Source organism: Tenacibaculum sp. 1_MG-2023, from assembly GCF_030547425.1.
Lineage (GTDB): Bacteria > Bacteroidota > Bacteroidia > Flavobacteriales > Flavobacteriaceae > Polaribacter.
On record NZ_JAUORH010000025.1, the window covers coordinates 1 to 20,910 of the forward strand.

Consider the following 20,910-nt stretch of genomic DNA (forward strand, 5'->3'; position numbering starts at 1 on the left):
TAACCGTCATTCCGAACGCGAGAGAGGAATCTCGCTCAATGAAGTTCCAAATACTCTTTAGAGTCACAAACACTCTATTATAAGATTTCTCAGTCGTACCTTCTTCGAAATGACAAATTTTGTATTTTTACTCTATGAATATAATCATCATCACTGGAGGAAGTAAAGGAATCGGTAAAGCCTTAGCCGAAAAATACGCACAAGAAAACTATAGAGTGTACTCACTATCTAGAAGCATTGTGGATTTGGAAAATGTAGTACAGCTTTCTGTAGATTTATCTGATACCAAAGCCACACACAACACATTTAAAATGTTGTTAGATGAAATTCAGAAATTGGAAGTTTCATCGATTACTTTGGTGAATAATGCGGGAAGACTCGGTACTATAGCAAACCTAGAAAATATTCCTTCGGAAGATATTGTCAAAAGTATTCAACTCAACACCACTACTCCACTGATTTTATCCAGTTTGTTTATCAAAGCCACACAACAGTTAACCTGTAAAAAACAAATAATTAGTATCTCATCTGGAGCAGCCGTAAAACCGTATGAAGGTTGGAGTATTTACTGTACGTCTAAAGCAGCTATTGACATGATGACCAAAACCATTGCTACGGAACAAAACGAGCTTGAACATGGCGTAAAATGTAATGCTATTTACCCTGGAGTGGTAGACACTAATATGCAAACTGATATTAGAAGTACCAATGAAAAAGATTTTAAAAACGTACAACGTTTTATCGATTTAAAAGAAAACGATCAGTTATACACTCCTGAGTACGTTGCTGAAACCATTTTTTCTATAGACACCCAAAACAAACTACAAAATGGGGATATTGTGGATATTCGGAATTTTTAAAATATAATTTAACTTGATTCTTACCCTAAATTCTACTACCTTTCGCTAACGTTGAATATAAATTATTAAAACTGAATTAAACTCTTAAGTAAGATATATCTATTATTGATTAATCGAGAAAATGAACGAAAATTACTATCAAATTTTAGGATTAGAACCTAACTGCTCAAAAGAAGAAATAAAGAAAGCATATAAAAATTATGCTTCCAAATTCCATCCTGACAAACATAATGGTGATCCTTTTTTTGAAGAACAATTCAAAAAAATAAAAGAAGCATATGATTTTCTTATAAATAATTTTGAACGTAATAAATTTAACTCGAACTTCAACCAAAGAAAGTATAATTATAATCAATCTCGTAATTCTTACAGCAAATCTCACAACAACAATCACAAAGCACAAAAAGAAGAATTAGAGAAAATTAAAAAAGAAAAGATTAAAAAAAAACGTAAGACATTATACTATGTTGACGATAAAATTACGATAAACGGGGGAAATTTATTTGTAAATAATTTTTCTTATAAAATTGCTGATATTGACTATATTTTAATAAAAAAAGCTACTTCTACCAACAGTAAAACTTATGCTCCCATATTAATTCTTCTTGGAATTTTCACTCTTACATTTATTATTGGTATTTTCTTTTTATCAGCTGGTATTGCAGGTCTGTTTCATAAAGAATATATTTTGATTATCTACTACAAAGAAAATCATATCCCAATTATAAAAGGAAAGAAAAAATATATTGAAAAAATAGAGATGAGTTTGAATTCTGCTTTAAAAGCATAAAATCACAACATATAATCCTCTTAATCTTCCGACTTTTTTTCGAAAATTCCGCTATAATTTTTCAACTATGCAGGTATAACTCTATTAACGAAGCTAAAACCTCCTAATAAGCATCCACATCAATAATAAAACGGATCGGTCTAAAGTCTTTGACCGCTTCAAAAGTATTTTTAATTTTTTGTAATTGCTCTTTTGTTTTTCCTAAGGATTGCTTTGGCGGAATTTTAATCACTAAATTTTTAATATACTGATTTCGAATACGAGAAACTGCGGGTGCCGTAGGACCTAATACATTTTCATGAAACACATTTTGTAACGCTTTGGCTAACCAGTTAATACCATTATCAACACGCGTGTAATCTTTGTGTTTTAGGGTGATTTTTATCAAACGATAGTATGGCGGATAATGAAACTGCCAACGATCTTGCAACTGCTCTTTATACATTTCTGTATAATTGTTAGTAGATACCTGCTGTAAAATCTGATGATATGGGTTGTAGGTTTGTATGGCCACATTTCCTTGTTTTTTAGTACGTCCTGCCCTACCCGATACTTGTACCATCAATTGAAAAGCACGTTCGTGTGCTCTAAAATCAGGGAAGTTGAGCATAGCATCTGCATTTAAGATTCCTACCAACGATACATTTTCAAAATCCAATCCTTTAGAAAGCATTTGCGTTCCTACCAAAACATCAATTTCTTGCGCTTCAAAAGCCCCAATAATCTTTTGATACCCATATTTACCGCGCGTGGTATCCAAATCCATTCGTCCAATGGTATGATTCGGAAATAGCTCTTTGAGTTCTAATTCTATTTGCTCCGTTCCAAAACCTTTGGTGTCTAAAGTAGCACTTCCACAAGCACCACAGCTGTTCGGCATGGAACGCTGATAATGGCAGTAATGACATTTTAACTCCTTTCGGAATTTATGATAGGTTAAACTCACGTCGCAATTCGGACATTGAGGAGATACTCCACAGGTAGTACATTCTACCACTGGCGAAAATCCGCGTCGGTTTTGAAATAAAATAACCTGCTCTTTTTCCTCTAACGCTTCCGTAATCATTTTTAGCAATCGATCAGAAAAATGACCGTTCATTTCCTTTTTTCGATGCTTTTCTTTAATGTCTATCAGCTCGATTTTAGGCAACTGAATGTTCCCGAAACGACGCGTTAATTCTACAAATCCGTATTTAGATTGTGTAGCATTGAAATAACTCTCTATAGATGGCGTAGCAGAACCTAACAACACTTTTGCTTGGTGTAAATGACCTAATACTACCGAGGCATCGCGTGCGTTGTAACGTGGTGACGGTTCAAATTGCTTGTACGACGTTTCGTGCTCTTCATCCACAACAATCAACCCTAAGTTTGAAAACGGTAAAAACAACGAAGAACGTGCTCCTAAAACAATTTGTGCTTTCGGTTTGTTTTCTAAGACATTATTCCACACCTCTACGCGTTCATTCATTGAGTATTTTGAATGGAATACCGAAATAAAGTTTCCAAAGTAGTTTTGTAAACGGGTGATGATTTGGGTTGTTAAAGCGATTTCTGGCAGTAAAAACAATACTTGTTTTCCTTCGGCAATCACTTCTTTAATCAGTTTTACATAAATTTCTGTTTTACCAGAACCTGTAACCCCGTGTAATAAACTTACTTGTTGTGTTTCGAAAGAAGTTTTTATTTGACTGAAGGCTTCCTGCTGAAACTCGTTCAATTCTTTTATTTGATTCGTTTCCCCTTGATAACTAATTCGATCGGTTTGAATGTGATAAAACTCAAAAATATCTTTATCAACCAAGGCTTTTAAAACTGCGGAAGAAGCTCCCGACTGTTCTTCTAAATCTTTTACTTTTATCGGCTTTTTAGCCGCTACTAACTGAAAATACGTCAGTACAGCTTCTCGTTGCTTTTTAGCTCTTGAAAGTTGCTCTAAAAGTGTTTGTAAGCCTTCATTTGAATTATAGTTGTTATGTAACCGAACATACTTAACCAGTTTAGGTTTGTAGGTTTCGTAAATCTCTTCTTTAATGTAAATCGCGCTCTTCTCTATCAATCCGTTAATGATAGGTAGTACGGTTTTTTTTCCTAAGATATCCGAAACTTGATGTATGGTTAACTGTGAATGATCCTGTAAGGCTTCAAAAATTAAAAACTCTTCATCGGTTAAAATAGTTTCCTCAGTGAATTCCTCGTTTTTATAGACAATCGTTTCACTTTCTAGCAAAAATGCGGATGGTAAGGCTGCTCTGTACACATCTCCTAACGAACACAAATAATAACTCGAAATCCACTGCCAGTGTTTTAGTTGCTGTTCCGTTATAATAGGCGTATCATCTAAAATTTGATGAATGTCTTTGGCTTCATATAATTCGGGTGCATTTTGGTGAATGTTAAACACCAATGCGGTATATATTTTACTTTTTCCGAAAGAAACGGCTACACGCATTCCTTTTTTTAAGAAAGAGGCTTCTGCTTCGGTTACCGAATAGGTAAACGTTTTTTGCAACGGAATGGGTAATATGACGTCGATGAAATGGATAGAATCTTCTTTTTAAGTTAGACCAAAACTACACAAAAATGAGTAGACTATAAATACTAAGTTTGTGTATTTAACCTTTAGTTTCTACGGTATTTTATACTAAACTCTAAAGGGTTGTTTGAGTTAATCACTTATCATTTCTAAGTACAACTTTTCTACTTTAGCTCTCGCCCAAGGTGTTGTTCTTAAAAACTTTAAACTCGATTTATAGGTTGGGTTCTTTTTAAAGGCATTTATATTCAACATCTCTCCCATTTCTTCCCAACCATATTCTAGGTATAGTTCTTCTAACATGGTGGCTAGTTTTATTCCGTGAAGTGGATTATTTGGCTGTTCTTGACTCATGCTACAAAGGTAAATATTCTATTGTAGTAATTCGTCTAACAAAATTCTAAATTTATCACTATTCCAATCGGCAGGTCCTTTTTTATCTACAACAATAGTTCCATTCTTATCAATTATAAACGTTGCAGGAATTGAATTGCTTACTAACTGGCTAGGTACTTTTGATAAAATGTTATACGTTGGTAAATCATACCCTTTGTCTTTATAAAAAGCCTCAATCGTTGTCCAATCTTCGTTACTCACAAATACAAACTCAACCTTGTCTTTATAATCGTCGTATAGTTTTTGAATACTTGGCATTTCGGCAATACAAGGTGGACACCAAGTTGCCCAAAAGTTTATAAAAACTACTTTACCCTTTGTTTCATTAAAATCAATATTAGTAGTGTTTAAACCTTTAAGATTCCAATTGTAGTCATTTAATGTTTCTCTTTTTTCTTCAGTAATCGTTGAAGGAGAAAACGAAACTAATCTAATAAAATAAACTTTAGTTGGTGGGTATAATAATAAACCAATAATTACGACAAATATGATGTTTGAAATTGTTTTTTTGTTGAGTTTCATTAAAATTATTTTTAGCTGAATTGTCGCTTTAATCACTAGAACATTACAGAGTAATTATCTTTTCTCTTAACCTTTTTCAAATCTACCATTCTTTGCTAAGACAAGGAAAATATTAACAAACATTTGGGTACTATACTATTATAATATTACACAGATTCGACTGTATTGTTTGCTAATTTTTCAATACTTTAGCATCACTTTTTTAAATAAACAATACACAATAATGAAACCTACATGAATAAAATAATGTTTACTTAATATTTTATTCGTTAAAAGGTTACAAAAACAATAAAAAACAAACACATGAAAAATACAGCTTTATCACATGTACATGAGGCTTTGGGAGCCAAAATGGTTCCTTTTGCAGGTTATAATATGCCTGTACAATACGAAGGAGTAACTACTGAACACGAAACTGTTAGAAAAGGAGTTGGTGTTTTTGATGTAAGCCATATGGGAGAGTTCTTTTTAAAAGGAGAAAACGCTTTGGCTTTAATTCAAAAAATATCTTCTAACGATGCTTCTAAATTAGTCCCTGGAAAAGCACAATACAGCTGTATGCCTAATACTGACGGAGGAATTGTAGATGATTTAATTATTTACATGATTGCTGAAAATGAGTATATGTTGGTAGTAAACGCTTCTAATATTGAAAAAGACTGGAACTGGATTTCTCAACACAACGATTTAAACGTTGAGATGGAGAACCGTTCTGAAGAATGGTCGTTATTAGCTATTCAAGGGCCTAAAGCTACAGAAGCAATGCAATCGTTAACTTCAGTTGATTTATCAAATATTAAATTCTATACTTTTGAAATCACTGATTTTGCTGGAATTCCGAATGTAGTAGTTTCTGCTACTGGATATACTGGTTCTGGTGGATTTGAAGTATATGTAAAAAATGAAGATGTTGAACAACTTTGGAACAAGGTTTTTGAAGCTGGTAAAGATTGGGGAATTAAGCCTATTGGTTTAGCTGCTCGTGATACGTTACGTTTAGAAATGGGCTACTGTTTATATGGTAACGATATTGATGATACTACCTCTCCTTTAGAAGCTGGTTTAGGGTGGATTACTAAGTTTACAAAAGATTTTGTAAATGCTGAAGCTTTAAAAGCCCAAAAAGAAGCAGGTGTTACTCGTAAGTTAGTTGCATTTGAATTAACTGAGCGTGGTGTTCCTCGTCATGATTACGAAATTGTTGATGCCGATGGAAACAATATTGGTCGTGTTACTTCAGGAACGATGAGTCCGTCATTAGGAAAAGGAATTGGATTAGGATATGTTACTACTGAAAACTCTAAAGTTGATAGTGCTATTTTTATCCAAGTTCGTAAAAAACAAATTCCTGCTAAAGTAGTGAAGTTACCTTTTTATAAAGGTTAATCATATTTCTAAAAAAAAGCAGCTTTTTAAAGCTGCTTTTTACCCCTTAAAGAATAATTTAATTTTCCCCAAAAAATTAAATTGAATACTCATTTTTTACTTTGAGCACTTCAAATATCTAGAACAAAAGAGCCTTTTTAGTTTTAACATCCTTAAATGACACCTTTTTAGATATAAGTGTACTATTTTACATCTTAAGAGTTAAAAAGCAGTTCTTTAAAGAACTGCTTTTTAACTATAAATCAATGTTTTAGATATTATTAATCTTTCTTCTCATCATCTTTTGATACTTTGTTCCAGATTTTAATTTCATCATCGGCAGTTATTCCTTCCAAAATCTCAACATTAACCCCATCTGAGATACCTAATTTAATTTCTCTTTTTTCAAATTTTTGATCTCCTTTTTTTACTTCTACATAAGGTTCCTCTGTTTTTCTATCAAACTGTAGTAAAGCTTCTTTTATAGACAAAACACTATCTTTTTTATTTAAAACTATTTCTGCATTTGCACTATAACCTGCTCTAATAAAATGCTCTTTATCCAATGATACATCTGCTTTAATTTTAAACTGTACTGCTCCACCTTCATCTGTTCCTTTAGGTGCAATAAAATTTAGTACCGCAGGAAACTTCTTGTCTTCTATAGCCCCTAAAGCAACTTCTATATTAGTTCCTTTTTTAAGTTTACCTACTTCGGACTCATCAACTTGACCTTCAAAAATCATTTTCGTCATATCTGCAATAGTAGCTATGGTAGTACCTGCATTAAAATTGTTAGACTGAATAACTTGATACCCCTTTTTTACTGGAATTTCCACTACCATTCCAGAGGTTGTAGCTCTTATATTCGTATTAGCTCCTGAAGAACCAGCTGACCCTCTTTTAATAATTTGAAAATCATTTTGGGCATTTCTTAAATCATTTTTTGCTTGATTGTATGACAATTGTGATGCTTCAAACTCTTGACTAGAAATAACACCTTTATCAAAAAGCTTCTTATTTCTATCGTATTGCGTTTTAGCATTGTTTAATTGAATTTGTACTGAGTTTATTCTTCCTCTAGCACTTTGTAACGATTGTTCGTTAGGTACTACTCTAACAGTTGCTAATAAATCTCCTGCTTTTACAATAGCTCCTTCTTCAACCACAATTTTATCTATAATTCCTGCTATTTGAGGTTTTATTTCTACTTCTTCTAAAGGTACTACTTTTCCTGTAGCTACACTCTTTTTTACAATGGTAGCTTTGAAAGGTTTTTCTGTTTCATATTCAATTGGTGATGCACTGTTCTTTTTACCAAACCATATTAACACCGCTATTAATGCTAACGCTACCCCACCAAAAACGATTATTCTTTTCATTTCTTTATAATTTATTTTCTTGTTAATTGACTGTTTATTCTTCTCTTAATGCCTCTATAGGTTGTATTATTGTTGCCATATAAGCAGGTATAAACCCTATTAAAGTTCCTAAAACTATTAATACTGTATAAGCTATTAATATTATGGGAATATCTACTGTCGGATTTGTTAATAAGTCTGCTGCATCTATTCCCATTAAAACTAATCCTCCTGCTATAATCCCCAGAGAGCCTGCTAACAAGGTTAAGAAAACTGATTCTAAAATAATTTGTTGTCTTATTTTTCCTGGTGTAGCTCCTAATGCTCTTCTGATTCCAATTTCCTTGGTTCGTTCTTTTACCGTTATCAATAATATATTACCAATAGCAAAAACTCCTGCTATTAAGGTTGCAATCCCTACAAACCAAGTTAAAAACTGCATTCCTGTTAAAAAACCTGTTACTTTAGCTATTTCTTTTCCTAAATTAAACCCTCTAAAAGCTCTATTATCATCAGGGTGTATTTTATGTAGTCTTTGTAGTAAAACTTTCACATCTGCTTCTACTTGTTCAATATCATATTCAGTTTTTCCTGTGATAACCATCCAACGAAATTTATCTCCCTGATTATAAACAAGTCGAAATGTACTAAATGGTATATGGATATTATTGGTACCTTCAAACCTACTTGGTTTATATACGCCTATTATCATATAACCAATGTTGTTTATTTTTATGTAAGAACCTAGAGCTTCTTCATCTTTATCAAATAATTGCTTGTAAACTTCATCACTTATTACACAAACTTTTTTATTTTCATTAATATCTTGTTGATTGATAAATCTGCCTTCTATTAACTTTTTTTTCTGTACTTTGTCTAATAAAGGGTAATCTCCAAAAACTGTTAAATTAGCTGTTTTAAGACCATATACAACTTGACTTACAGTTACATTTCTGGGAACGACAAACTCTACACCTTCTATTTCGCTTCTTATTTTTTCTACATCTCTTGTTGTTAAATTAATTTGTCTTCCTTCTTGAAAGCCTTTAAATGGTTTTGATGTTTTACTTCCAGACATAAAAACACTATTCGTTGCAAAATCACCAAACAAGTTATTAAATCCGTTTTCAATTCCTTTTGCTGCACCTAAAAGTCCTACTAATAAAAGTATTCCCCAAAAAGCTCCAAATATTGTAATAGCTGTTCTAGTTTTGTTTTTACGAATACTTCCGTAAACTTCTTGCCAAGTATCTTTATCAAATAAAAACTTCATAATTAATCTGCTCTTAAGGCTACAATTGGTTTAATTCTTGCTGCTTTCTTTGCTGGTAAATATCCTGCTATCATTCCTGCTAAAATCAAAGTAACTGTAGCTCCAATAACTACTGGTATTGATACTCCTGGGTTTAGTATAAAATATTTTTCTAAACTAGGCCCTACTAATTCTAATATTCCTACCCCCAACATTAAACCTAAATACCCTGATATTGCAGTAATTAAAATCGCTTCAAACATAATCATTGATACTATAGATTTTGGAGTTGCTCCAATTGCTTTTCTTATTCCTAATTCTTTAGTACGTTCTTTAACAATGTATACCATAATATTGCTTATACCCACAATACCAGCTATTAAGGTTCCGAATCCTATAATTAAAATCAGAATACTTAACCCTACCATCATACTCGATACTTCTTTATTACCTGAAGCATAATTATTAATTCCAATTCCTCTTTGATCACTTGGTGAAACTTCATGCTTCTTCTTTAATTCTCTATGCATTTTACTACTAAATGCTAGAGCTTCATCTATACTCATTTCTGGATTATAAGTCATTCCAAACTCATCTACATAATCATTATTACCATAAATTTGCTGCATAGTAGTAAATGGTATATATATATAACGTTCATCACTATCTCCCCCTGGGTCAGAAAACACACCTATAATCTTATAGATAATCCCTCCTATATTTATCTGTTTGCCATAGGCACTTATTTGGCCAAATAAATCCTTCTCAACCATACGACCAATAACAACTACTTTTGCTTTTTCTTTAATATCACGGATATTTAAAAAACGTCCTTCAGTAACTTCAGCTGATTCTAATAAATCATATTTTGGGTATACACCTCTTATCGTATAATTATCTTCCTCTGTTTTATAAACTACTTTTGCTGTTCTTTGTAATCGAGGGCTTATCATTTGAATTTTATCGGAATATTTTTCTTTTAAAAACTCAAAGTCATTATTTTTGAACTGAATTCTTCTACCTATTTGATGTCCTTTATAAGCTTTTGTTGTTGTATTTGTCCATATATATATTGAATTAATAGCATCTTTTGCAAACTCATTTTTAAATGTATTTTGAAGTCCATTACCCATTCCAAATAATAGTGTAAATAGTAAAATAGCAAAGGCTACCGTGAAGCCAGATAAAGCTGAACGCAACTTATTTTTACCTATACTTTGAAATATTTCTCTCCAGCGATCTAAATCAAACATAATTAAATTGCTTTTGCTTTATTCGTTGCTGTTTCTGTTAACTCATCGCTAATTATAACTCCATCTTTTAAACGAACAACTCTATTAGTTTGTTCTGCTACTTCTTCTTCGTGTGTAATTACAAAAACTGTCATTCCTTCGTCATTAATTTCTTTTAACAAATCCATTACTGAATCGGTTGTTGTAGAATCTAACGCTCCTGTTGGTTCATCCGCTAACACTACTTTTGGTTTTGTTACTAACGCTCTTGCAATTGCTACACGTTGTTTTTGACCTCCAGAAAGCTCATTTGGTAAATGGTTCGCCCATTCTTTTAATCCTACTTTTTCAAGATACTCTAAAGCTGTTTCTAATCGTTCTTTTCTACCAACCCCTTTATAGTATAAGGGCAATGCTACATTTTCTAAGGCTGATTTGTATGATATTAAGTTAAAAGATTGGAAAACGAATCCTAAAAACTTATTACGTAATACTGCAGCTTTCTTTTCATTTAAGTTTTCTATCAACTGTCCGTTTAAGTAATAGTTTCCTTCGTCATGTGTATCTAATAAACCTACAATATTTAATAAAGTAGATTTTCCTGATCCTGAAGACCCCATAATTGATACAAATTCGCCTTCTTTTATATGTAAATCTAATCCTTTTAAAACATGAAGTGAGTCTTTTCCTATAGGGTAAGATTTGTGAAGATTTTCTATTCGAATCATAGTGTTAGTTAATTTTTTAATAAAAATAAATGCTGATTTTTCTAATCTACTGATAAATTATTGTTAAATCATTATTTACTTTCTTACAAGACGCTTAATTTTGATTTATGTTACAAGTTAACACTTAATTTTTCTCAAAAAAATTAAATATGAACAATTTACCTAGTAATAAAAAAGTGATTTTATTTGATGGTGTCTGTAATTTTTGCAACGATAGTGTGCTAAAAGTTATAAAATATGACGTCAAAAATCAGTTTGTTTTTACTTCTCTTCAATCGGATATAGGAAAAGAAATTACACAATATTTAGGAATAGATACTTCAAAGGTTGATTCTATTATTTTATATGAACCGAACATTTCTTACGATATTAAATCCTCGGCTGCATTAAAAATTATGAATGATTTTGGAGGGGTATGGAAGTTAACGCAAGTTTTTTGGATTATTCCTAAAGCTCTCAGAAATGTAGTATATGATTTTATTGCCAAAAATCGTTACAAATGGTTTGGTAAAAAAGACGCCTGCATGATTCCTTCTAAAGAAATACAAGAAAAGTTTTTATAAAAAATAAGCTCACCAAATTGGTGAGCTTATTCATAGCAATATTTCCCTTTTTATTCTTGGGGAATAACTTAATTAAAATAAATTTTTGAAGCTCCTACTCCTACTTTAGTTTCGTATACTTTTGCTTTAGCATTTAAATCGTAAACAGTTAAATTAGATAATTCAGAATTTGGAAATTCATAACTAACAGTGTAAAGACTATTATCCTTAACGTTCATTCCATATATTCCTCCTACTTCAACTCCTTCTGTTGCTAAAGCTGTATCATCTTCATTTATTGAGTATACTTTTTCATCTTTTCCTTTATAATAATGTATTTTCCCTTTTTCATACGCCATTAAACTTGCATTTTCTTTTGCTGGAAAATCTATACTCTTTATAACCTCATTATTAGATAAATTAATAAAGGAAATAGAAGACGTAGTTCTGTCAATAACCTCCCAGCTTGAGTTAAAAACTGGTTTCCCTTCAGATAAAACAATTAAATTTCCTGTAGCATCAAAAGCCATTTCATCAGGGTTATCATCTACTGTTATGGTTGAAATAGTATTGTTATTATTTAAATCTATTACAGAAACAATATTATTTGAACCATAGGCTCCTTTATGTGAAACATACAGCTTATTGTCTTTATTTAGTATTTGTTCAGGACCTATCGCAACATCTATTTTAGAATCAACTTCTAACGTGTTTAAGTTAATAACTGTTACATAATCATCATCAATATCATTTCCAAATCGTGTTTCCCCCCAGTTGGTCACATATCCTTTTCCGTTTACAATAGTCATGTATCTTGGGTTTTTTAAGTCTGTAGTAATTTGCCCCTTTTTTTCAAAAGTATATCGATCAACAACTACAATTGTATTCACATCATTTAAAATAATATAAGCTTCTGTTTCAGAAAAAGCTATTGATTGAATTAACCCTCCTAACAAAGCTCCATTCTTACCTGCGTAGATAAAGTTTTGAGATTCTGTCAACTCTTTATTGATATAAGAAATAGATCCGTCTTTATTATTAAAGACACCTTCTGCACTTACAATGACACCATTATCGTACTTATCTCTAATTACTTCAACTATTTTGTCTTCACCAGAACAAGAAGTAAGAACTATACTTACTAAAAAAAGCTGTAAAAGTAGTTTTGTTATTTTCATTGGTTTAAAATTTATAATTTAAATTGATATTAAAATTTGTTCCCGGCATAGGACGTAAGTTTGAGAAATAATACACCTTATTAAATATATTATTTAGCGTAAATCCTATTATTGGAAGCTTTGTTTCTTTTGTAGATAAATTAAAGGTTACTCCTGCATTTTGAACATGTACTGGTTCTAAAGAGTAAAAATCTAAGTTTGTTTCATTAGTATATACCTTACTTTGATGTAAACTTTGTATAAAAAAGTTAAACCTTTTATAATTATAATTTATATTAAAGTTTAACAAATGCTCAGGTGCATAAGGAAGTGTTTTTTTTGTTTCTGTGTTTTCTGCCAAAGTAAATGTATAGTTAGAAGAAAAATCAATAATATGTTCTCCTACCTTTTTCTTATAACTTACAAAAGTTTCTACACCTTTATTTATTACATCGTTCACGTTTCTTGGTCTCCACAAATTACTACCTCCTGTTGGTAACCAAAGAATTTTATCATTAATATAAATATAAAATAGTGTGGATGTTATGTTTAAATTTTTCTTTTTAAAAGAAACTCCTAATTCTCCTTGTTTTGAGCTTTCAGGTATTAAGTTTAGGTTTCCTACTACAGGCCAATACATTTCATTATAAGTAGGAACTCGATAATTTATTGAAAAGTTGGCCAGAATGTTTAATTGATTAATTAATCTATATTCTCCTCCTACGAATAAAGACAGAGGCACATTAAAATCTGAATTAATTTCTTTTCTAACTTGTAAATTCGTTATTAATTTTTCAGTAGGTTGATATTTAACACTTCCTACAAACGCTACAGAATTTCTTGTTTTGGTATTAATATCTGTATTTTCACCATTAATGTTTTCGTACATCGTTTTGTAATTAAACGATAAAACATTAGATGATTTATAAGTTAAAGAGTGATTTAATAAAGCAGTTTTAGACTTACCAAAACTGTAATTTTCAGCATCTTTATTTCCGTAATACCTATATTCCTGCGTTAGGTAAGCTAAGTTTAGTTCTTGTTTAAACTGAGAAGAAAATGCATATTTCCACTGTAGTAAGTTTCTTTGATTAAAATCTTCATTTCGTTCACTTCCAGCAGACGGGTTCGGTAATCCATCAGAAAACAAACGATTTCCGTAGTAAGCAGTCGAATAAAACGATAAAGAGTTTGTAGGACTAAACTTATAACCTATGACAAAATTAACTCCGTAGTTTTTGTACTTTCCATTTTCATTAGCTAGTAAATTACCTTCGCTATCTTTATAACGTTCATCGATATATGTGTAATCATTGTCGGAATAATTAAACGTAGAAGCTAATTTTATACTCCACTTATCTGTTCCTACTGAGCTTTTAAAAAAATTAGACGATGTATTGTAACTTCCATAAGAAGTAAACAATTGAAATTTTTGATGTTCTTTAAACAGTACTTCATCTTTTAAGTGCACCGTTCCTCCTATGGCACCAGAACCATATTCAGTACTATTCCCACCACTTTGCACAAGAATATTATCACTTATACTCGCAGAAAGTGCATTAAAGTCTGTTTGTCCACTTCCTACAGCATTTATAGGAATTCCATTCCATAGTACCAACGTATTTGAAGCCGATGTCCCTCTAAAACGTGCAGTACTTACGCCTCCATTACCATAATCTCTAAAAGCTATTGGACTGTTATAACGTAAAAGGTTCGTTAAGTTAATAGGGTTTTTTGTCTGTTCTTTCACCCCAATCTTTAATTCTTTTGTAGCAATGCGTTTTTTTTCTACATTTCTCTTCCCATTAACTATTACTTCTTTTAATTTGTTAATAGCTATTGTATCTTTTTGAGAAAAAAGATTAATCGTAAAAAACAGTATGAATATTATTGTTATTTTCTTCATTATACATTAAACTTTTATCCCGAAAGTTTTAATTAAATTATAATAATTGGCAGGTCTCCTGGCTTGCGTCTTGTAACATACCTTCCCATTAAAAAAACAGTGGTTTGAGTATTTGTTACAAGCTTTATAGCTTACAGTTGCGGGAACAGCTTCGGTTTTACACCGAATTCCCTTTTAATTTTCTTTAATAGGTGATTAAAGAAAAACCAAAAATCACGGCAAATGTATCGTATTCTTATAAATTAGCAACCATCAAATCATGATAATTTGCGAATTTTGTTTGTAAGTTTTCTGGAAGCGTATAATACTCTGGATGAATCATTTTTGCCAAACATTCAATTCCTTCTACTAAAGTACCCGCTGAAGATTGTGTAAACATGGCAAAATCGGCAATGTACACTTGTTTATTTTTTACTGCTCTTAAAGACGTCCACTCTTCTCTCTCTTCTAAAAACTTCATATCTTCAAGTGTTCTCTCAATTCCATATCCGCAAGGGGCAATAATTAATACCTCTGGATCGTATTTTACAATTTTATCCCAAGAAATTACAATACTATCTCCTGATGGATGTGATAATAAATCAATACCACCTGCATAACCTATTTGATGAGGAATCCAGTGCCCGCAGTTAAACAACGGATCAATCCACTCTAATAACATCACACTTTTCGACTGGATTCTATGCTCACGTTGCACATCAACAATATCATAAACACGCTTTTTTAATCCACTTACATACGCCTCTCCTACTGCTTCCTGCTTCATTGTTTTTGCAATAGTTAATGCATTCTCAAAAACATCTTCTAAAGAGTTTGGAGTAATAGATATTAATTCTGGAACCTTTGGCAATTTATAAGCTGATTTTGCCACAGATTCTGTGTCTATCTGGCAAACATCACAAACATCTTGTGTAAAAACAATATCGGGTGCTAAACGTTCTAAAACAGGTTCATCTACATAATACAATGTCTTTCCTTCTGCCTTGGTTTTAGAAAAAATAGCCGTAATCTCTTTACTCGTTAACACTTTTCCTTCCAACTTATATCGAACAGCTACTTCTTTTTCTTTTAGAGCTACTTCTGGACACTCAAAAGTAATTCCGTTTAAATAGTTCTGTAAGCCCATGTCATAAATCATCTGAGTTACTGCTGGCATAAAAGAAGATACTGTCATAATTCGTGGTTTTAGTTCAGCAAAAATAAACAGTTCTCTATTTTAATTTGTTTTTTATTAAAAATCTTTCCAATCTTTGTGTCAACATAAAATACGATTTCATGATATATTATATCTCAGGAGGTGAACGCTCAGGTAAAAGTAGCTATGCTCAAAAGCTAGCAGAGTCTTTATCTGACACCCCTATTTACCTAGCCACCTCTCGTATTTGGGACGAAGATTTTCAGCAACGAGTTGACAGACATATTTCTGATAGAGATGAACGTTGGACCACTGTTGAAGAAGAAAAATGGTTAAGTAACGTAATTTCTGCAAAACAAACGGTGGTTATAGATTGTGTTACATTATGGCTAACAAACTTCTTTGTGGATACAAAATACGATATTGAAAAAGCGCTAAAAATTGCTAAAGAAGAAATCAACAAATTGGTTGAAATTGACGCTAATATTATCATCATTTCTAATGAAATTGGTATGGGATTACACGCTAATTCTGAATCTGGAAGAAAATTCACACAACTACAAGGTTGGACAAACCAACACATAGCAAAATTGGCTGATAAAGCCATTTTTATGGTATCTGGGCTTCCTTTAATTTTAAAATAACACATGACAACAACTATAACTCCCTTATCAAAAGATTTACAGAGCGAACTTCAAGAAGAAATCAACTTCAAGACCAAGCCTATTGGTGCTTTAGGCAATTTAGAAAAAATTGCCATGCAAGTGGGATTAATTCAAAATACCATGAGCCCTGTGTTATCAAAGCCTACAATTGTGGTTTTTGCAGGGGATCATGGAATTGCTACTACGGGAAAGGTGAGTCCATACCCTCAAGAAGTTACACAGCAAATGGTGTTCAACTTTTTACAAGGAGGCGCTGCTATTAATGTGTTTTGTAAACAAAATAACATTCATTTAAACATTGTAGATGCTGGTGTAAATGCTGATTTTGAAACACATCCACAGCTTACCAATGCCAAAATAGCAAAAGGAACGCAAGATTATAGCACTACCAAAGCTATGACCTCAAAACAATGCCAAGAAGCTTTAGAAAAAGGAAGACAATTGGTAAGAAAGGTGTATAGCGAAGGTTGTAATGTTATTGGTTTTGGTGAAATGGGGATTAGCAATACGTCATCCGGGGCTTTATTAATGAGTTATTTTACCAATACACCTATTGAAAACTGTGCAGGTAGAGGTACTGGAGTGGATGACAAAGGACTACAAACAAAAATCGACACATTACGTGAAGTTTATAAGTTACACGTCGATTCTATTTCAACACCTATGGAAGCGTTGATTGCTTTTGGCGGATTTGAAATTGTAATGATGTGTGGAGCCATGTTAGAAGCTGCTTCTTTAAAAATGACCTTACTTATTGATGGTTTTATTGTGACTGCTGCCCTATTAGCGGCTCATGCAATGGAATCTGCTATTTTAGACTATTGTATTTTCTGTCATAATTCAGGAGAACAAGGGCATCAAAAAATGTTAAAATTTTTAAATGCTGAACCGCTTTTAAATTTAGGTTTACGTTTAGGTGAAGGTACGGGTTGTGCGGTTGCATTTCCTATTATTCAATCGAGTGTGAACTTTTTAAACGAAATGGCTACTTTTAAAAGTGCCAATGTTAGCGAAGTCTAGTTATGATAAAAAGACAAATCCATTATTTTTTAACAGCTGTATTGTTTTTCACACGAATTCCGTGTCCTAAATGGGTAAATCATTCACCTGAAATACTCAACAAAAGCAGTCGTTATTTTTCTTTAGTAGGAATTGTAGTTGGAAGCATTGCAGCACTAGCCTACTTCGCTTCTTCTTATATTTTTCCTACGGATGTTGCTATTGTAATCAGCATGATTAGTTCTATTTGGATTACAGGTGCTTTTCATGAAGATGGGTTTGCCGATGTTTGCGATGGTTTTGGTGGCGGATGGACCAAAGAAAAGATTTTAACCATTATGAAAGATTCCAGACTTGGAACTTTCGGAGTGAGTGGTTTGGTGTTCATTCTAGCTATAAAGTTTTTAACTCTATATCATTTACAAAACCTATCAGTTAATTTAATTCTAGTAATTATCTCGGGGCATAGTATCAGCCGATTTATTGCAACTGTATTATTGTATACACATAAATACGTGAGAGATATTGACAGCTCAAAAATAAAACCAACTACCAAACAAATGAGTAGTAAATCGCTACTCATATCTGCTATTTTCGGAATAGTGCCTTTGTTTTTCTTTCAAAAACCAGCCATATTTTTAGTCTTACTTCCATTATTACTCACCTATTTGTACATGGGACGCTTTTTTAAAAAATGGATTGGTGGTCAAACAGGAGATTGCGCCGGTGCTTTGCAACAAGTAGCTGAAATTGTTTTTTATCTAAGTCTACTCGCCTTATGGAAGTTATTTTAGTACGACATACCACACCTGATATTGCTAAAGGTATATGCTATGGTCAAGCAGATATTGACGTTACCACTACTTTTGAAGAAGAAGTGAGTAATATTCTAAAAAAAGTTCCTGTTAACAATGTTGATGTAACCTATTATAGCAGCCCTTTACTACGTTGTAAGCTTTTGGCTGTAAAACTTTCATCCGCAGTAATTTTTGACGATCGATTGAAAGAACTTGATTTTGGTGATTGGGAGCTACAAAAATGGAACGATATTGATAAAAAAGAACTCGATACTTGGATGAACGATTTTGTAAAAACTCCTGCTAAAAACGGAGAGTCTTATATCGATTTACACAACAGAACCATCGATTTTTTAACCGAATTAAAAGCTAAAAACCATCAAAAAGTCGTGCTTATTACCCATGCGGGAGTAATGAGAAGTCTTTGGGCGTATACGAACAATATTCCGTTGGAAAAATCATTTGAATTAAAACTAAATTACGGAGATACACTTACCTTCCACTTATAAAAACATACTACTATGAAACGTTATTTACTTATTTTTTCTTTATTCCTTCTGTTCACACAATGTAAGCAAGAAACTAAGAAAACTATTGAAAAGAAAACCGCACAGAGTACTGTAAAATATGCCAAGGGTTTTGATATTATCTTAGAAAACGGAGCAAAAAAATTAGTGATCAAAAAGGCTTTTCAAAGCTCACACGACCTATATTCTTATACGCTTACCGATAAAACCAACCTTTCTAAAAATAAAATTAAAGTTCCTATCGAAAAAATGGTGGTTACCAGTACTACACATATTCCGATGTTGGAACTTTTGAATGCTGAAAACACCATTGTTGGTTTTCCACATACCAAATATGTTTCTTCAAAAAGGACAAGAAAAAGAATCGACGAAGGTAACATTGTTGAATTAGGCTTGGAGCAAGACATGAATACTGAAAAGTTAATTGATATTGAGCCTGAATTGGTGGTTGGTTTTGCTTTGCATCCAAATACAAAATTGTATCAAAACATCAAAAAAACAGGGATTCCTGTCATTTTTAATGGAGATTGGTTGGAAGAAACACCTTTAGGAAGAGCGGAATGGATTAAATTTTTTGGGGCTTTATACGGAAAAGAAAAGGAAGCAGACAGTATTTTCAACAACATAGAAAAGGAATACCTAAAAGCGAAAGAAATTGCTAAAAACAGCGATAAACAGCCTACTATTTTATCTGGAAGTATGTTTAAAGATGTTTGGAATGTTCCTGCGGGTGAAAGCTTTATTGCGACGTTTTATAACGATGCGAACCTTAATTACTTATGGAAAGAAACTAGCGGAACCGGTAGTTTGCCACTAAGTTTTGAAAGCGTATTGGAAAAAGGACAACATGCCGGTTTTTGGTTTAACTGTGGCTTGTATGCTACCAAAGAACAACTAACTACCGCAAACATTCATTACAAAGAGTTTGATGCCTTTACCAATAACAAGATATTTTCTATCGGGCATAACAAAGGAGAAACCGGTGGTTTAATTTACTTTGAACTCTCTCCTGTACGCCCAGATTTGGTATTAAAAGATTTGATAAAAATTACACACCCTAATTTGTTGCCAGAATATGAATTGACTTTTTATAAAGAAGTGGAGTAGTTTTTTGAATTATGTTTTTTAAGTTAACTAAAATAAGGCTTATATTAGTTGTTGATATAAACCATATAACTAAACAAATTGAATGAGTTAAATAAGCATATTGAGAGGATGATGAAACCTTATCGGGAAATTCAAAAAATTACAAAACCGATGAGAGAGTTTCAAGAAAAATGGAACCAGCATTCTGAAGCAATCCAAAATATTATTAAACCTAATTTGCCTATTCAAAAAGCACTTGATGACTCTCTAAAAGGTTTTCAAAAGTCTTTTGAAAATATTGATAAAATTTATGCTTCCTTACCCGAATTTCAGAATCCTTTCCTAGATAATGTAGAAAGTTTTAGAGAAATTGGTGAAAGATTAAAAGAATACATTGAAAATACTCCAGAACACTTTTTACTTATTGCTCAACATGGTTGGTTTATCGATTTTGGTTCTGGATTAAATCTTCCTTCTAAAGTTGTTCATAATATTCAAGAAGGTAAAGTTGATATTGCCAATGAATTACTTATAGATTATTACAAAACAAATATTAATGTAATATTTGACACTTTAATTAAAAGACATCATAATAGAAGAGAAATTTTAGAAAACATAAAAAAGTCCTATAAAGAAAATAATCACACTCTCATTATCCCAGTTATTTTAACGCAAGTTGATGGTATTTGCTTTGATTTCACCCGAAAAAAATTTTTCATAAAGGAGAAAGAAAACAAAAAATATAAATGGTTACCAGAAGTAATCACAGAGTTAGAAAAATCAGCTGGTAATTTCTTAAATCTTTATTTATCTCCACTCCAAAATCAAACACCTATTATGGTAAGAGAAAAAGATCTTAATAAATTCCCTTGTAAATTAAACAGACATGAAATACTGCACGGGATAAGAACTGATTATGGTACAGAGATTAATAGTTTAAAAGTTATCTCACTTCTTAAATATGTTTCTGATTTAATTACTGACCTTGATAAAAAAGCACTAAACATAGTAGAAGATTAATTTTTTTGAAAAATTAGACCTAATACATCTCACA

20 protein-coding genes and 1 riboswitch are annotated in these 20,910 nt (G+C 32.0%); of the genes, 10 read left to right on the forward strand and 10 right to left on the reverse strand.

What is annotated here, in order from left to right:
• The first annotated feature begins 134 nt into the window (after positions 1–134).
• Both Q4517_RS13820 and Q4517_RS13825 read left to right on the forward strand, forming a co-directional pair.
• Positions 135–860 carry a (S)-benzoin forming benzil reductase gene (locus Q4517_RS13820; protein WP_303510543.1) on the forward strand — a complete coding sequence of 242 codons (726 nt, stop codon included), beginning with the start codon at positions 135–137 and terminating at the stop codon, positions 858–860.
• Between the two features lie 121 nt (positions 861–981).
• Positions 982–1,650 (forward strand): DnaJ domain-containing protein, encoded by a 669-nt coding sequence (locus tag Q4517_RS13825; protein WP_303510545.1) that lies wholly within the window; start codon positions 982–984, stop codon positions 1,648–1,650.
• Positions 1,651–1,753: 103 nt separating this feature from the next.
• Here the strand turns inward: Q4517_RS13825 and priA are convergent, their stop codons facing one another.
• From priA to Q4517_RS13840, 3 genes are all read right to left on the reverse strand, one after another.
• Positions 1,754–4,177: a primosomal protein N' gene (gene priA, locus Q4517_RS13830; RefSeq protein ID WP_303510627.1), complete on the reverse strand. Its 2,424-nt coding sequence runs from the start codon at positions 4,175–4,177 to the stop codon at positions 1,754–1,756.
• Between the two features lie 141 nt (positions 4,178–4,318).
• Positions 4,319–4,540, reverse strand: coding sequence for a VF530 family protein (locus Q4517_RS13835; protein WP_303510547.1), 222 nt, complete (start codon positions 4,538–4,540; stop codon positions 4,319–4,321).
• 18 nt (positions 4,541–4,558) lie between these two features.
• Positions 4,559–5,104 carry a TlpA disulfide reductase family protein gene (locus Q4517_RS13840; RefSeq protein WP_303510550.1) on the reverse strand — a complete coding sequence of 182 codons (546 nt, stop codon included), beginning with the start codon at positions 5,102–5,104 and terminating at the stop codon, positions 4,559–4,561.
• Between the two features lie 303 nt (positions 5,105–5,407).
• On the opposite strand from Q4517_RS13840, the gene gcvT reads away from it, so the two are divergent.
• Complete coding sequence (gene gcvT / locus Q4517_RS13845; RefSeq protein ID WP_303510553.1) at positions 5,408–6,490, forward strand: glycine cleavage system aminomethyltransferase GcvT; 1,083 nt, start codon at positions 5,408–5,410, stop codon at positions 6,488–6,490.
• A 260-nt stretch (positions 6,491–6,750) separates the two neighbouring features.
• Here the strand turns inward: gcvT and Q4517_RS13850 are convergent, their stop codons facing one another.
• Genes Q4517_RS13850 through Q4517_RS13865 form a run of 4 tightly spaced genes read right to left on the reverse strand, consistent with a single transcriptional unit; the run spans position 6,751 to position 11,042 of the window.
• On the reverse strand, positions 6,751–7,851 hold the full coding sequence (locus Q4517_RS13850; RefSeq protein WP_303510555.1) for an efflux RND transporter periplasmic adaptor subunit: 1,101 nt from the start codon (positions 7,849–7,851) through the stop codon (positions 6,751–6,753).
• Positions 7,852–7,885: 34 nt separating this feature from the next.
• Positions 7,886–9,103, reverse strand: coding sequence for an ABC transporter permease (locus tag Q4517_RS13855; RefSeq protein WP_303510557.1), 1,218 nt, complete (start codon positions 9,101–9,103; stop codon positions 7,886–7,888).
• A gap of 2 nt (positions 9,104–9,105) precedes the next feature.
• Positions 9,106–10,335, reverse strand: coding sequence for an ABC transporter permease (locus Q4517_RS13860; protein ID WP_303510559.1), 1,230 nt, complete (start codon positions 10,333–10,335; stop codon positions 9,106–9,108).
• Between the two features lie 2 nt (positions 10,336–10,337).
• Positions 10,338–11,042 carry an ABC transporter ATP-binding protein gene (locus tag Q4517_RS13865; protein ID WP_303510561.1) on the reverse strand — a complete coding sequence of 235 codons (705 nt, stop codon included), beginning with the start codon at positions 11,040–11,042 and terminating at the stop codon, positions 10,338–10,340.
• 149 nt (positions 11,043–11,191) lie between these two features.
• Here Q4517_RS13865 and Q4517_RS13870 point away from each other — a divergent pair, with 149 nt between their 5' ends.
• Positions 11,192–11,605: a thiol-disulfide oxidoreductase DCC family protein gene (locus Q4517_RS13870; RefSeq protein WP_303510564.1), complete on the forward strand. Its 414-nt coding sequence runs from the start codon at positions 11,192–11,194 to the stop codon at positions 11,603–11,605.
• 68 nt (positions 11,606–11,673) lie between these two features.
• On the opposite strand, the gene Q4517_RS13875 is transcribed toward Q4517_RS13870, so the two are convergent.
• The 3 genes from Q4517_RS13875 to Q4517_RS13885 form a co-directional block, all read right to left on the reverse strand.
• Positions 11,674–12,762 (reverse strand): YncE family protein, encoded by a 1,089-nt coding sequence (locus Q4517_RS13875; protein ID WP_303510567.1) that lies wholly within the window; start codon positions 12,760–12,762, stop codon positions 11,674–11,676.
• 4 nt (positions 12,763–12,766) lie between these two features.
• Positions 12,767–14,647 (reverse strand): TonB-dependent siderophore receptor, encoded by a 1,881-nt coding sequence (locus Q4517_RS13880; protein WP_303510570.1) that lies wholly within the window; start codon positions 14,645–14,647, stop codon positions 12,767–12,769.
• A 30-nt stretch (positions 14,648–14,677) separates the two neighbouring features.
• Positions 14,678–14,873: riboswitch (cobalamin riboswitch) on the reverse strand.
• 9 nt (positions 14,874–14,882) lie between these two features.
• Positions 14,883–15,821 (reverse strand): ABC transporter substrate-binding protein, encoded by a 939-nt coding sequence (locus tag Q4517_RS13885; protein ID WP_303510572.1) that lies wholly within the window; start codon positions 15,819–15,821, stop codon positions 14,883–14,885.
• A 101-nt stretch (positions 15,822–15,922) separates the two neighbouring features.
• Here Q4517_RS13885 and Q4517_RS13890 point away from each other — a divergent pair, with 101 nt between their 5' ends.
• The 6 genes from Q4517_RS13890 to Q4517_RS13915 all read left to right on the forward strand — a co-directional run bounded on the left by Q4517_RS13890 (position 15,923) and on the right by Q4517_RS13915 (position 20,876).
• Positions 15,923–16,426, forward strand: coding sequence for a bifunctional adenosylcobinamide kinase/adenosylcobinamide-phosphate guanylyltransferase (locus Q4517_RS13890; protein WP_303510574.1), 504 nt, complete (start codon positions 15,923–15,925; stop codon positions 16,424–16,426).
• A 3-nt stretch (positions 16,427–16,429) separates the two neighbouring features.
• A complete protein-coding gene (gene cobT, locus Q4517_RS13895; protein ID WP_303510577.1) occupies positions 16,430–17,467 on the forward strand; it encodes a nicotinate-nucleotide--dimethylbenzimidazole phosphoribosyltransferase in 1,038 nt (345 codons plus the stop codon).
• A 2-nt stretch (positions 17,468–17,469) separates the two neighbouring features.
• Positions 17,470–18,240, forward strand: a complete 771-nt coding sequence (locus Q4517_RS13900; protein WP_303510580.1) for an adenosylcobinamide-GDP ribazoletransferase — start codon at positions 17,470–17,472, stop codon at positions 18,238–18,240.
• Entirely contained in the window at positions 18,225–18,752 is a 528-nt protein-coding gene (gene cobC / locus Q4517_RS13905) for an alpha-ribazole phosphatase family protein (RefSeq protein ID WP_303510582.1), read from the forward strand. The genes Q4517_RS13900 and cobC overlap by 16 nt, the downstream gene beginning before the upstream one ends.
• Before the next feature lie 12 nt (positions 18,753–18,764).
• On the forward strand, positions 18,765–19,877 hold the full coding sequence (locus Q4517_RS13910) for an ABC transporter substrate-binding protein (RefSeq protein ID WP_303510584.1): 1,113 nt from the start codon (positions 18,765–18,767) through the stop codon (positions 19,875–19,877).
• 78 nt (positions 19,878–19,955) lie between these two features.
• Positions 19,956–20,876: a hypothetical protein gene (locus tag Q4517_RS13915; protein WP_303510587.1), complete on the forward strand. Its 921-nt coding sequence runs from the start codon at positions 19,956–19,958 to the stop codon at positions 20,874–20,876.
• Positions 20,877–20,910: the final 34 nt, after the last annotated feature.